Source organism: Polaromonas sp. P1_G1, from assembly GCF_056405595.1.
The window spans coordinates 1-13,529 of record NZ_JBFUBU010000047.1 but is presented as its reverse complement, the minus strand read 5'-3'; the positions used below and the strand labels follow the sequence as shown (position 1 = coordinate 13,529).

The window sequence follows — 13,529 nt, the reverse complement described above, 5'->3', positions numbered from 1 at the left end:
CCCGGAGGGGGCCGTATCGCGGGTTTATGGGAAAATACCGCCATTGCCCGCCGCCCGCATCGCCGGCGCCGGTTTATCCCGTTCTTCCCTACAAGTTATGTCCAGCAACCTCCATCCCATGCTCAACGTGGCCATCAAGGCTGCSCGCRCTGCCGGMRMCATCATCAACCGCGCGGCGCTKGACRTCGAAGCCGTCCGCGTCTCGGTCAAGCAGACCAACGACTTCGTCACCGAAATCGACCAGGCCGCCGAGGCCGCGATCATCGAAACCCTGGTGACGGCCTACCCCGGCCACGGCATCCTGGCCGAAGAATCGGGCAGCGAGCACGGCGCCAAGGACTCCGACTTCGTCTGGATCATCGATCCGCTGGACGGCACCACCAACTTCATCCACGGCTTCCCTGTCTATTGCGTCAGCATCGCGCTGGCCGTCAAAGGCAAGGTCGAGCAGGCCGTGGTCTACGACCCCACCCGCAACGACATTTTCTGCGCCACCAAAGGCCGCGGCGCCTACATGAACGACCGCCGCATCCGCGTGGCCAAGCGCACCCGCCTGCAGGAATGCCTGATTTCCACCGGCTTTCCCTACCGCCCCGGCGACAAGCTCAAGGCCTACCTCAACATGCTGGGCGAAGTCATGAGCCAGTGCGCAGGCGTGCGCCGCCCCGGCGCCGCGGCGCTGGACCTGGCCTATGTGGCCGCCGGTTTCAGCGACGGCTTTTTTGAGTCCAACCTCAAGCCCTGGGACGTCGCAGCCGGCTCGCTGCTGGTGACCGAGGCCGGCGGCCTGATCGGCAATTTCACCGGCGAAGCCGACTTCATGGACCACGGCGAATGCGTGGCCGGCAACCCGCGCATCTACGGCCAGTTGGTCGGCACCCTGGGCAAGTACAGCAAGTTCGCCGGTGCCGGCGACAAGGCCGCCGTGCGCCAGGCCCTCAAGGACACGAGCGCCACGCAAGAGCCTGAAGAAGGCGCCGAAGAAGCCGCGGCGCCCGCCGCCCCGGCCGAAAAGCCGACGCTCAAAGCCAAGCGCATCAAAGCTGGCGACGGCGCAGCCCCCAAGGCACCGGACGCACCTTTCTAAACAAAGCCCGCCTCGCGGGCTTTTTTCATGGCGGCACGTTTCGGTAAAGGTAAAGTGTGTCCAGGCACACCATGAACCTGCCCGACCCTGCACCCGCCCCCGCGCTGGCAACCCGCCTGCAGCGCCGGGCACAGGGCTGGCTGCAAAAAAGCCTGCACGTGCTGCTGAGCCAGTACGTCGCCAACGGGCTGACGGTCTCGCTGGGCCTGGTGCTCATCATGCTGGCTATCTTCGAGGCCGCCGGGCTGGCCGCCGCCTCCACGGCCGCGGTGGGCGTGCTGATCACCAGCCTGCCCGACGTGCCCGCACCGCGCCGGCGCAAGATCATGCAGATGCTGCCCGCGCCGCTGCTGGGCGCGCCGCTCTTCATGCTGGTGCAGCTGGCGCGCCACGACGAGTTGCTGCTGGGCATCGTGGTCACGGCCGCCACCTTCCTGGCCGTGATGATGATGGCCTGGGGCAAGCGCGGCGGGCCCATCTGTTTTTCGCTGCTGTTTTCCACCCTCTTTTCCATGGCCGCGCCGCCGGTGGCCACGCTGGGGCAGATCGCGCTGCACGGCGCCTGGTTCCTGGCCGGCGCCGGGCTGTACCTGCTGTGGGCGGTGTTGACCACCCACCTGCTGAACCAGCGCTTTCGCGCGCAGCTGCTGGCCGAATGCCTGCACAGCTTCGCGCAGATCCTGCGCACCCAGGCCCAGCGCTTCGGCCCGCAGCCCGACCATTCCGCGCTGCTGGCGCGCATGCTGCAGCAGCAGGCCGCGCTGGCCGACCACCTGCAGAACACACGCGACGTGGTGCTGGAGTCGCCCACCACGCCGGAGCGCCAGCGCCTGGCGGCCATGCTGCTGAGCCTGCTGGAGGCGCGCGACCACCAGCTCGCCTGCGACCTGGACCTGGATTTCCTGCTGGAGCACAGCGCCAGCGTGGCCGTGCTGCCCGCCCTGCAGCTGGCGCTGGACAGCACCGCCGCGCGCCTCGAGGCGCTGGGCATGGACCTGCTGCTGGGCCGGCACGGCGCGGTGATCATCGCCATCACCGACCTGCGGCCGCAGCTCGCCGGCGCGCTGCCGCCGCGCACCAAACGCATAGACCCGCTGGCGCCCGACCCACTGCGCATAGACACCACCGACCCGCTCGCTTTGCTGCACAACATGGCCGACCGCATAGGCCACATCAACGACGAAGCCGTGAAACTGGCGGCGCTGGCGCGCGGCGACATCCCGCCCGGGCTGTCGGCGGTACGCACCCAGTGGCAGCTCTTCGTCAGCACCACCCACTGGTCCTGGAAGCCGCTGCTGGGCCAGCTCGGCTGGAGCGCGCCCATCCTGCGCTACGCCCTGCGCTGCGCGCTGGCCGTGGCGGCCGGTTATGCGGTGTCGCTGCGCCTGCCCTGGGTGGCGCATGAATACTGGATCTTGCTGACCATCGTGGTCGTGATGCGCGGCAACCTGGCGCAGACCGTGCAGCGCCGCAACGCCCGCGTCGTCGGCACGCTGCTGGGCTGCGCGCTGGTCATGTTGGTGCTGGCCGCGCACCCGGGCGCCCGCGCCATCTTCGGCGTGATCGCGCTCAGCATGGGGCTGGCGCATGCCTTTGCGCTGCGGCGCTACCTATTTACCTCGATCGCGGCCACCGTGGCCGGCCTGCTGCAGGCGCATCTGCTGCTGGCGGGCGTGCAGCCCGGCTTCGCCATGGTCGAGCGCCTGGCCGACACCCTGCTGGGCGCGCTGATCGCCTGGCTGTTCAGCTATGTGCTGCCTGCCTGGGAGCGCAACCAGATTCCGGCGCTGGCGCTGCGCAGCGCGCGCGCCCAGGCCCGGCATGCGCAACTCGCGCTCGCGTTGCTGGACGAGGCCCGGGCGTCCGACCTGCCCTGGCGGCTGGCCCGGCGCGAGGCCTACAACAGCCTCTCCGACCTCACGCTGGCCGCCCAGCGCAGCCTGGCCGAGCCGCAGAAAGTGCGCCCGCCGCTGGAGCCGCTCGAGGCCCTGCAGGCGCGCAGCTACCAGTTGCTGGCCCAGCTCACGGCCGTCAAATCCCTGTTGCTGCTGCACCGTGCCCAACTGGACCTCAAGGTTGCCAAGCCGGCGCTGGCGCGGGCCGCCAACCGCATCGAAGCCGAACTGTCGGACACCGGGGCCACCCCGCCCCCAGTCGGCCCGGCCATTGCCGGCCAGCCCTTCCAGCCCCGGCCCGACCCGCTGATGATCACCGACCTCACGCCCTGGCTGCTGCGCCGGCTGGAGCTGGCCTGCGCCATGGCGCGGGAACTGCGGCAAGCCCAGGCCCGCGTGCTGGCCGAACCCGCCAAGCCGGCCGGACCGGCGGCCATCGATAACGCGGCAATGGCCTCGGCGCCCGCCGCTTCTTCCCACACAATGCATGAGTGACAAGCTCCGTGCGAGACCCGAACCGCAAGTAAGGTAAGCGCACCGCGACGCGGTTTACTGCCTGATCTTTCCGGTGCCGCTGATGATGCTCAGCTCGACAAACCTGGAGCCCGAGCGGCTGTTGGGTTTGTAGCCAACCACATAACCGCCCAGGTCGTAGCGGTCCATTGAATTAAGCGCGCGCAGCATGCCTTCACGCGTGGGTTTGGCGCCCTGGCGCCTGGTGGYCTCGACGATCACCTTGGCGGTGATGAAACCCTCCATCATGGCGTAGCTGGCCGGCACTTCGAGGTCTTTCCTGGCGGCCACGGCGTCCTGGAACTCCTTGCTCAGCCGGATTGAAATCTTGTAGGGGTTGGGCGTCACCTGTGCAATCGACACGCCCTGCATCTGTTCATCGGCCAGGCGCTTGGTGAGCTGCTCGATGTCGACCCCCGAATGCGCAAAAAGCTGTGCGCCGCCACGGCCGTAGCTTTCGATAAAGCCGGCCGCTGCCGCGCCGGTGGCGACCATGAAGATGGCTTGCGGCGCCGCCGTAGTCATGGCTGCTACGGCTTTGTTCACATCCACTGTGCGGGCAGGGTAGCTGGCCTTGACGACCAGCGTGATACCGGCTTTTTTGGCGGCCGCCTCTGCGGCAGTCACCAGCGCGGCCGCGCCTGGTCCTTCTTCATAAAAAAAACCGATACGTTTCATGCCGACGGTGGCGATGTGTTCGGTGAACTTGTCGAGTTCATCCTGCAGCCCGGCACGCACGGCGTAGAGATTAGGTGTCTCGGGGCGAATCCGCGTCACGCGGTAACCGACCAGCGCGATCTGTTCCTTTTCCAGCATGCCAGAGGTAACCAGGTCATCGATGTTGCTGTTGCCGAAGTAGCCGGCCAGCAACATAGGCTTTTCTTCGGCCAGCATCTTGCGCGTTGCCGCCACGGTTTCCTCAGGCAGGCCGCGGTCGTCCTTGCGCACCAGCGCAAACGTGTTGCCATTGACGCCGCCGGCCTTGTTGACGGTGTCGAAGTAAAGCTGCATGCCCGCGCCGTAAGCCCGTCCCTGGTTGGCCTCCAGGCCCGACAGCGGACAGACCTCACCGACCAGCACCTGCGCCGCATGGGCCAGTGGGGCGGCCAGGGTAGCTGCGGCAAGCAGGGCAATGCCCAGCATCCGGTGGATGGAATTCATGTGCCGACTCCTCTGCTTCAGTTTCTTCCGGGCGGAATGCCGCCACGCGCCGGTGGGGGCTGGTCTGGCGCAGCACCACGGGATCGCTCCGTGGTGCTGGCATCAACTTATTGCGGCGTGATATTGAAGTCCTTGACGAACTTCGCGTAGAAGTCGTAGTCCTTACGCAGGAAGGCGGTGAAGCTGTCCACAGAACCACCGGTAACCTCCAGGCTGATGTCGGTGATTTGCTTTTGCATCTCGCTGGTGTTCAAAAGCTTCTGGACCTGCTCATGCAGCTTGGCAATAGCAGCGGGCGGCGTGCCTGCCGGCGCAGCCAGGCCCACCCATGCGACGTACCTATAGCCCTTGACACCTGCTTCTGCGACCGTCGGCACATCCGGAAGAGTTAGCAGGCGCTTGTCACCGGTCACAGCAAGAGCCCGGAGCTTGCCGCTTTTGGCGATGGGGACTGCGGTGGGAGAAGTCTCGAACATCAGATCAATCTGGCCAGCCATGAGGTCTGCCAGTGCAGGTGCACCACCTTTGTAGGAGACGCTGAGCATGTCAGTTCCCGTCATCCGCATGAACATCTGGGCGGAGATATCCTGGGGGCCACCAATGCCTGAGTTTCCAACGGTCAACTTGCCGGGATTTGCCTTCGCGTAAGCCACCAGCTCGTTGACGTCCTTGAACGGCCATTTTGGATTGACCACGAGCACGTTCGGCTGATTGGCGATATGGATGATTGGCGAAAAATCCTTGAGAGGTTCATAGGGAAGCTTCGCATAGATGTGTTTGCTGGAGGCCAGGCCGGCGTGGGCCAGCAAAAGCGTGTAGCCATCTTTAGGCGCCTTGGCCACATAGTCGATCCCGATGTTGCCGCTCGCCCCAGGTTTGTTATCCACAAGTATGGGCTGGCCCAGGCTTTCTGAAAGCTTCTGGCCAACCAGGCGGGCCACCATATCGTTACTTCCCCCAGGAGGATAAGTGACGACCAGCTTGATGGGTTTGGAGGGGTACGTGTTTTGGGCGTTTGCAATGGGCGCTACACAGGCAAGACCTGCGGTAAGGAGAGCGATGGAAAGGTTAAACAGGTTCTTCATAAAGAGATACTCACAGTTGAGGATTGAGGGGATCGGTTATCGATCGGGATAGTGCTTGTGTATTCTTTTGAAATTGGGAACCTCCTTTAATTGAGAACTTGTTCAATGGACGTGGCCCAGTCCAGAATCGTCGAATCGCTCATGGGTGGACCCACCAAACTCAGCCCTGCCGGGGCCTCACCAGGCTGATGACAGGGCAGGGAGATCGCGCAACCGTCCATGAAGTTGACGATGGAAGGGTTGCGCAGCATCACTGCGTTGACTTCGAAATACAAGGCTTCGTTTGCTACCAGGCCGGCGATGCAAGGAGCGATAGCGGGAACGGTGGGCATCAGCCAGCCGTCGAATTCGCCAAGGCGAGTCGCTACCCGGCGCTGCCAGTCGGTGCGCTGGGCCAACAGGTCGATATACGCCCGCGCCGAGAATTCACGACCGCGCAAAATACGCGATATCACGCGAGGGTCGTAGCTCGCGCCTCGCCGCCCTATCAGGTCGGCATGCCAGGCCCAGGACTCCGCCGCGCTAAAACCGCCTGTGGCGTTGATGTCCGACAACTCGTTGAATTCGGGCACCGCCAGCTCAACCAGTTGTGCACCTGCGGCCGACAGACGTTGCAGCGCGCGTTGGAACGCGGCGGCCACGCCGGTATCCATGCCGTCTTGCACCAGTGTGGTGGGAATCGCGAAGCGGGCTTGCGCCATACGTGCGATCCGGGGAGTGCGGCATGTGCCGGACAGAACTGCGTCTACCGCGGCGCAGCCCGCCACGTCAGCGGCCAGCACGCCCACTGCGTCGAGCGCCGGCGACAGTGGCAACAGTCCTGTTGCCGGGATGCGCCGCGCGGTGGGCTTGAACCCGGTAATACCGCACAGCGCCGCTGGAATGCGCGCCGAGCCTCCCGTGTCGCTGCCGACGCTGGCGATGCACATGCCGTCGGCAATCGCCACCGCGGCACCCGATGATGAGCCGCCCGGTATGCGTTGCTCGTGCCGCTGCCAAGGATTGGCCGGAGTGCCATAGTGAGGGTTGATGCCCAGACCGGAATAGGCAAATTCGGTCATATTGGTCTTGCCGACCAAGACTGCGCCGGATGCCAGCAGGCGCTGTACGACCCCCGCGTCTTGCGTGGCCGCCGGGGCGTCGTGCAATACGGTGGAGCCTGCCGTGGTGCGCGTACCAGCCACGTCGAACAGGTCTTTGATCGAGACGGGCAAGCCCTCCAGTTGCGAGCGTTTCAGGCCTGCGGCACGCAGGCTGTCGGAAGCCTGTGCCAGACGCAAAGCGCGTTCGGCAAACACCTGTGTGAAAGCTCGCGCACCTTCGCCCGCAGGATCGGCAATGCGGTCGAGCGCTGATTCGGTCAGCGTCAGCGAACTGCTGTGACCTGCGTCGATGGCTGCACGGGCGCTGGTGAAATTGGGGAAAGCAGGGTACGACACGGCGTTGGCTTCCTGCGTTCAAGCAATGACGGGCAGTGCCACGCATCGGTAGGCGTGCGAGATGCTGCGGTCCAGGCGCGTATCAAACAACTCCATGCGGAAGCTGGCGGACGGGCGGATGCCGCCAATGGCCCCCAGCGTGCCACAGGTCATCGCAAAGCCTTCTGCAGGTGGTGGATTGCGTGCGCCGTAGCACGCCAGCAGGTCGGTTGGACCGCGTAATGCGGCCAGCGTACCTTCCTGGTACAGACGGGATTCCCCACCCTCCTCGATCCACGAGCGCAGCACCAGTTGGTCCCAGTGGCCGAGCACGTCGGCCAGGCGCCACGCGCTGCGCGCTACCGGCTTTGGACAAATCTGCTTGGAGAAGGCGACGCTGTGGGTTTCGAGCGTACGGTCAGTGTGGTCGGAGGCAATCGACACGAAATACTCGCCCGCCTGGAAGAAGAGGAACGGCTCCGCCTCGCCGGAAGTGTTGTCGCCCACCACCTGCACCGTGTCAGCCTGGCTCAACTGGTTGGCTCCGACACGGTAAAAAAGCGGCACCGCACTAGGACGGGGCACGCCTATCGCCTCCAGTTCACCGATATGGTGCTCGACGGCGTGCGCGTCGCGGCCCGTCCAGCCAGCGATAACCAGACAATTCACCTCTATTTGCAGCGGGTGCTGGGGGGTATTTTCCGAGGGGACGTTAAAAACAAGAGGCATGGAAACGTGCTTTCATAAAATCACTGAAAAATTACAGTGAAATATTACAGTTGCTTTAAGCGAATTTCATGCCACGTTTTCCCGTGTAGCATCAACGGTCCCAATGTGTTATTCACGGAAGTCATGAAATCTGCTGCAATTGCCCGTCGGCCGTCTGTCAAAGTGCCAAATGCCGATCTGTCCCGCAATGAAGCCGCCTACACGCGCATGAAAGAGGCTCTGGTAACGCTGGTTTACAAACCGGGCGAGTACCTGAACACGGCGCAGGTAATGGAGCGTTTCGGCCTGGGCCGTACGCCCATTAATCAGGCACTGCACCGCCTGTCAGCCGAAGGCCTGGTGCAGATCATTCCCCGCAAGGGCGCGATGGCCGCACCACTGTCCATTAACGACGCGCTGGAGCTGATCGAGGTGCGGCTGGTGAATGAAATGCTGTGCATGCGCCTGGCTGCTGCGGCCATCACCAGCAGCGAAATTCAGGAGCTGGAAACCATCGCCCAGAATTTCGAGACCGCCGCTGCGCAGCGTGACGTGGTTGCGCTCATGAACGCCGATCGGCTGTTCCATGAAAAAATTGCCACTTTTGCCCGCAACACCATGCTGCAAGACATTCTGAGCGTGTTGCACGCCCGTTCGCAGCGATTCTGGGCCATCTCATTTTCAACACTGGGCCATGTGGACGAAGTGATGGCCGAGCACCGGGCTATCGTCTCGGCCTTGGCCAACCATGATGCGCAGGCCGCAGCAGAAGCGGCTAAAACGCACATTCTTTCGTTCAGGTCTTCGCTGCTGAGTCTGTCCTGATAGCTGTCCGCTGCCGCATTGAGAGCCTGGCTGAACTTTCGCACCATATTGAACCCAGGCCCGTCATAGAGTCAGTGGAGGTTGGCCTGCGCCATGGCGCGGGAACCGCACTGGCCCAGGCCCGTGCTCTGCCTGAACCGACTGAAGCGCCCGGGCCGGCGCCGATTGATAATGCGGGAATGGCCCCGGCGCCCGCCGCTCCTTCCCACCCAACGCATGAGTGACAACCTCCCCGTGAGACCCGAACTAGCCAGTCCCGCCAGCCCCGTGACTCCCATGAGCTCAGGCATGCCGCCGCTGGCCGCCCACACGCCCATGATGCAGCAGTACCTCGGCATCAAGGCCGAGTATCCCGACACGCTGGTGTTCTACCGCATGGGCGACTTTTATGAAGTCTTTTTCGCCGACGCCGAGAAAGCCGCGCGCCTGCTCGACATCACGCTGACGCGGCGCGGCCAGTCGGCCGGCGAGCCGGTCGTCATGGCCGGCGTGCCCTTCCATGCGCTCGAAGGCTACCTGGCCAAGCTGATCAAGCTCGGCGAATCGGTGGCGATCTGCGAGCAGGTCGGCGACGTCGCCACCAGCAAGGGCCCGGTCGAGCGCAAAGTGGTGCGCGTGGTGACACCCGGCACGCTGACCGACACCGAGCTTCTCAACGACAAGAACGAATCCATCCTGCTGGCCGTGCACCAGGGCGCGCGCAACACCTGCGGCCTGGCCTGGCTCAGCGTGACGCAGGGCGAAATCCACCTGGCGCACTGCGCCAACGACGAACTCGAAGCCTGGCTGGCGCGCGTGGCCCCCAGCGAGCTGCTTTACAACATCGACGTGACGCCGGCTTTCGAGCAGCGCCTCAAGGCCCAGCGCTGCGCCTCCACCGCGCGCCCGGCCTGGCAGTTCGACACCGCCCTGGGTGCGCGCCGCCTGCTGGACCAGCTCAAGGTCGCCTCGCTCGCATCGTGGAACGCCGAGGCACTGAATGAAGCCCACGCCGCCGCCTCCGCGCTGCTCGGTTATGCCGAACACACGCAAGGCCGGGCACTGTCGCATGTGCAAGGCCTTCAGGTGGTGCGCTCCGGCGAACTGATCGAGCTGCCACAAACCACGCGCCGCAACCTCGAACTCACGCAGACCCTGCGCGGCGAAGACTCGCCTACGCTGTTTTCGCTGCTGGACACCTGCACCACCGGCATGGGCAGCCGTGCGCTCAAAAGCTGGCTGCTCACGCCGCGCCGCGACCGCGCGCAGGCGGCGGCCCGGCTGGATGCCATCACACATTTGCGCGGCGGCCCGCAGCAGACCCTGCGCGCAAAGCTCAAAGGCTGCAGCGACGTGGAACGCATCACCGCCCGCATCGCGCTGCGCCAGGTGCGGCCGCGCGAACTGGTCGCGCTGAAAGACACGCTGCAGAAAGCCGAACTGGCCGCGCCCGCCGGCAGCGACTTCCCGGAACTGCTGACGCGCATCTTTGAAGACCTGCAGCCGCCGGCCGGCTGCGCCGCGCTGCTGGGCCGCTATGTGCTGGACGAACCGGCCGCGCTGATACGCGACGGCGGCGTCATCAACCACGGCTGCGACGCCGACCTCGACGAGTTGCGCGCCATCCAGACCAATTGCGACGGCTTCCTGCTGGACCTCGAAGTCCGCGAAAAAGCCCGCACCGGCATCGCCAACCTGCGCGTGCAATTCAACAAGGTGCACGGTTTCTATATTGAAGTCACGCAAGGCCAGCTTGACAAGGTGCCCGACGATTACCGCCGCCGCCAGACCCTGAAAAATGCCGAGCGCTACATCACGCCGGAGCTCAAGGCTTTTGAAGACAAGGCTTTGTCGGCGCAGGAACGCGCCCTGGCGCGCGAGAAATGGCTCTACGAGCAATTGCTCGACCAGTTGCAGGATTTCATCCCCGCGCTGAGCCGCCTGGCGCGCGCCCTGGCCTCGCTGGACGCGCTCTGCGCGCTGGCCGAACGCTCGCTCACGCTGAACTGGGCCGCGCCGGTATTCGTGCGCGAGCCCTGCATCGACATCGTGCAGGGCCGGCACCCGGTGGTGGAGGCCCGCCTGGCCGAAACCGGCGGCGGCTCCTTTATCGCGAATGACTCGGCCATGAGCGGTAAACACCGCATGCAGGTCATAACCGGCCCCAACATGGGCGGTAAATCGACCTATATGCGCCAGGTGGCGCTCATCGTGCTGCTGGCCAGCGTCGGCTCTTACGTGCCGGCGGCCAGTTGCCGGCTCGGGCCCATAGACGCGATCCACACCCGCATAGGCGCGGCCGACGACGTGGCCAACGCGCAATCGACCTTCATGCTCGAGATGACCGAGGCCGCGCAAATCCTGCACGCCGCCACGCCACACTCCCTGGTGCTGATGGACGAGATCGGCCGCGGCACCTCCACCTTCGACGGCCTGGCACTGGCCGGCGGCATCGCTGCCTACCTGCACAACAAGACCCAGGCCTTCACGCTGTTCGCCACGCATTACTTCGAGCTCACCGAGTTTCCTGCCCAGCACCACGGCGCCATCAACGTGCACGTGAGCGCGGTCGAGTCCGGCGCCGACATCGTGTTCCTGCACCACATCGAACCCGGCCCCGCCAGCAAAAGCTACGGTATCGCCGTGGCCAAGCTGGCCGGTGTGCCCGCCGCCGTCGTCAACCACGCCCGCCATGCGCTCACTGCGCTCGAAGCCCACCAGACCGAAGCGCGCGCCCAGGTCGACCTGTTCGCCGCGCCGCCTGAGTCAGCCGCCGCCGAGCAAAGCGCCGTCGACAAGGCATTGGGTACCATAGACCCCGATGCGCTGACGCCTCGCGAAGCGCTTGACGTCCTGTACCGCCTCAAAAAGATTTCCGTCTCCCCGTGACCCAGCGCAACCCGACCTCCCCCACGATCCCCACTTCCCCAAAGCAGCTCATGACTTATTGCGTCGCCGCCAAACTCAACGCCGGGCTTGTGTTTTTGTCAGACTCCCGCACCAACGCGGGCCTGGACCACATCAGCACCTTCCGCAAGATGATCGTCTACGAAAAGGCCGGTGATCGCTTCATGGTGCTGTTGTCAGCCGGCAACCTGTCGATCTCCCAGTCCATCCGCGAGATCCTGCAGGTCGAGCAGCTTAAGGACCACGAGGGCGGCGAGCCCATCACGATCTGGAACGCCAAGAGCATGTTCGACGCCGCCCGCGTGCTGGGCTCGGCAATACGCCGCGTCTACGACCGCGACGCCGAGTCCCTGAAAAACGCCGACGTCGACTTCAATGTCTCGCTGGTCTTCGGCGGACAAATCCGCGGCGAGAACATGCGCCTGTTCCAGATGTATTCGGCCGGCAACTTCATCGAAGCCACCGACGAGACGCCTTACTTCCAGGTCGGCGAATCCAAGTACGGCAAACCCGTGCTGGACCGCGTGCTGACCCCCGCCACGCCGTTGGCCGAGGCCGCCAAATGCGTGCTGGTCTCCATGGACTCGACCATGAAGTCCAACCTCTCGGTCGGCCTGCCGCTGGACCTGGTGGTCTATGAAGCCGACACCTACAAGAGCGACAAGATCGTCTGCATCGACAACGACAACCCCTACTACCGCATGATGCACAGCAGCTGGGGCCAGAAGCTGCGCGAGGTCTTCGACAGCATCGAAGACCCGGTCTGGGACGACGCGCACACCGACATCCCGCTGAAGATGCCGGCCACGCGCCATGAGCCGCTGAAGAAGATCAGCACGCCCGACGAGAAACTCATTTAAGCCGTGCCCGCCAACGCAAAACCGCTGGTCATCTTTTCCCACGGCAACAGTTTTCCGGGCGGTACTTACAGCGCGGTCTTCCAGAGCCTCAAAGCCCGCGGCTTTCAGGTCAAGGCCGTCGATAAATTCGGCCACGACCCGAGCTATCCCGTCACCAGCAACTGGCCGCACCTGGTGCAGCAGCTCGCCGACTTCACGGCCCGCGAGGTTGAAAAGTGCGGTCAGCCGGCTTTCCTGGTCGGCCATTCGCTGGGCGGTTTCCTGAGCTTGATGTGCGCCGCCCGCAACCCTGTACTCGGCGGCCAGCCCGTCAAAGGCGTGGTGCTCGTCGACTCCCCCATCCTGGGCGGCTGGCGCGCCCGGGCACTCAGCGTAGCCAAACGCGCGCAACTGGTCGGTGCCATCTCGCCCGGTGCCATCAGCCGCAAACGCAAAAACCAATGGCTGGGCAAAGACGAAGTATTCGAGCACTTCCGCAGCAAAAAAGCCTTTGCCGCCTGGGACGAGCAGGTTCTTCGCGACTACATCGAGCATGGCACTTATGAAGGCTCAGGCGAGGACGAGGGCAAGCAGTTGCTGAGCTTCGACCGCGATGTGGAAACCGCGATCTACAACACCCTGCCTGACAACCTTGAGGGCCTGCTGAAGCGCCATCCCTTGAAATGCCCTGTTGCGTTTATTGGCGGGCGGCAGTCGGCTGAGATGAAGCAGGTTGGGATGGCGATGACCGAGAAGGTGACCAAGGGGCGGATCATGATGCTCGATGGCAGCCACCTGTTCCCGATGGAGAAGCCTTTGGCGACGGCTGCTGCCATCGAAGCTGCTTTGAGGAACTTCCTCGAGTAGTTTTTTGGCCAGGTCTTGCTCCGGCCTTTGCGCTTTTTGCGGAGAGTTGCTGGCCGGGGTCGCCCGGCAGCGACTCACTTTTCTTTGCTTCGCCAAAGAAAAGTAAGCAAAAGAAAGGCGACCCGCAGTCTGGGTCCCTACGCTTCGCTACGGGCAACCTGCGGTGCTCGACTACGGCGGGGTCTCGCGCAAACTCGCCTGCGGCTCAAACAAGCGCGATCCCTGATCCGCCTACGTCTGCGCTC

The 13,529-nt window shown here is 64.3% G+C and carries 10 protein-coding genes; 6 read left to right on the top strand and 4 right to left on the bottom strand.

Features of this window, described 5'->3' with window-relative positions; translation table 11 throughout:
* Positions 1-97: 97 nt before the first annotated feature.
* Together AC1D1Y_RS21080 and AC1D1Y_RS21075 are read left to right on the top strand one after the other, a co-directional pair.
* Positions 98-1,087 (top strand): inositol monophosphatase family protein, encoded by a 990-nt coding sequence (locus AC1D1Y_RS21080; RefSeq protein WP_477684066.1) that lies wholly within the window; start codon positions 98-100, stop codon positions 1,085-1,087.
* Between the two features lie 71 nt (positions 1,088-1,158).
* Positions 1,159-3,477, top strand: a complete 2,319-nt coding sequence (locus tag AC1D1Y_RS21075) for an FUSC family protein (protein WP_477684065.1) — start codon at positions 1,159-1,161, stop codon at positions 3,475-3,477.
* Positions 3,478-3,531: 54 nt separating this feature from the next.
* On the opposite strand, the gene AC1D1Y_RS21070 is transcribed toward AC1D1Y_RS21075, so the two are convergent.
* From AC1D1Y_RS21070 to AC1D1Y_RS21055, 4 genes are all read right to left on the bottom strand, one after another.
* Positions 3,532-4,656 carry an ABC transporter substrate-binding protein gene (locus tag AC1D1Y_RS21070; RefSeq protein WP_477684064.1) on the bottom strand — a complete coding sequence of 375 codons (1,125 nt, stop codon included), beginning with the start codon at positions 4,654-4,656 and terminating at the stop codon, positions 3,532-3,534.
* A 107-nt stretch (positions 4,657-4,763) separates the two neighbouring features.
* Entirely contained in the window at positions 4,764-5,741 is a 978-nt protein-coding gene (locus tag AC1D1Y_RS21065) for a Bug family tripartite tricarboxylate transporter substrate binding protein (protein WP_477684063.1), read from the bottom strand.
* A gap of 86 nt (positions 5,742-5,827) precedes the next feature.
* Complete coding sequence (locus tag AC1D1Y_RS21060) at positions 5,828-7,180, bottom strand: amidase (protein ID WP_477684062.1); 1,353 nt, start codon at positions 7,178-7,180, stop codon at positions 5,828-5,830.
* 18 nt (positions 7,181-7,198) lie between these two features.
* On the bottom strand, positions 7,199-7,888 hold the full coding sequence (locus AC1D1Y_RS21055) for a DUF2848 domain-containing protein (protein WP_477684061.1): 690 nt from the start codon (positions 7,886-7,888) through the stop codon (positions 7,199-7,201).
* A 123-nt stretch (positions 7,889-8,011) separates the two neighbouring features.
* On the opposite strand from AC1D1Y_RS21055, the gene AC1D1Y_RS21050 reads away from it, so the two are divergent.
* The 4 genes from AC1D1Y_RS21050 (at position 8,012) to AC1D1Y_RS21035 (ending at position 13,284) form a co-directional block, all read left to right on the top strand.
* The gene (locus tag AC1D1Y_RS21050; RefSeq protein WP_477684060.1) at positions 8,012-8,692 is read left to right on the top strand and encodes a GntR family transcriptional regulator; all 681 of its coding nucleotides are present in this window, start codon (positions 8,012-8,014) and stop codon (positions 8,690-8,692) included.
* Between the two features lie 276 nt (positions 8,693-8,968).
* The gene (gene mutS, locus AC1D1Y_RS21045) at positions 8,969-11,560 is read left to right on the top strand and encodes a DNA mismatch repair protein MutS (RefSeq protein WP_477684084.1); all 2,592 of its coding nucleotides are present in this window, start codon (positions 8,969-8,971) and stop codon (positions 11,558-11,560) included.
* 50 nt (positions 11,561-11,610) lie between these two features.
* Complete coding sequence (locus AC1D1Y_RS21040; protein WP_477684059.1) at positions 11,611-12,438, top strand: proteasome-type protease; 828 nt, start codon at positions 11,611-11,613, stop codon at positions 12,436-12,438.
* 3 nt (positions 12,439-12,441) lie between these two features.
* Positions 12,442-13,284: an alpha/beta hydrolase gene (locus tag AC1D1Y_RS21035; RefSeq protein ID WP_477684058.1), complete on the top strand. Its 843-nt coding sequence runs from the start codon at positions 12,442-12,444 to the stop codon at positions 13,282-13,284.
* Positions 13,285-13,529 lie beyond the last annotated feature (245 nt).

Excerpts from the sequence above, each read along its gene's own strand:
- AC1D1Y_RS21055 (WP_477684061.1), bottom strand. The coding sequence starts at position 7,888 with ATGCCTCTTGTTTTTAACGTCCCCTCGGAAAATACCCCCCAGCACCCG.
- AC1D1Y_RS21075 (WP_477684065.1), top strand. The coding sequence starts at position 1,159 with ATGAACCTGCCCGACCCTGCACCCGCCCCCGCGCTGGCAACCCGCCTG.
- AC1D1Y_RS21050 (WP_477684060.1), top strand. The coding sequence starts at position 8,012 with ATGAAATCTGCTGCAATTGCCCGTCGGCCGTCTGTCAAAGTGCCAAAT.
- AC1D1Y_RS21065 (WP_477684063.1), bottom strand. The coding sequence starts at position 5,741 with ATGAAGAACCTGTTTAACCTTTCCATCGCTCTCCTTACCGCAGGTCTT.
- AC1D1Y_RS21040 (WP_477684059.1), top strand. The coding sequence starts at position 11,611 with ATGACTTATTGCGTCGCCGCCAAACTCAACGCCGGGCTTGTGTTTTTG.
- mutS (WP_477684084.1), top strand. The coding sequence starts at position 8,969 with ATGAGCTCAGGCATGCCGCCGCTGGCCGCCCACACGCCCATGATGCAG.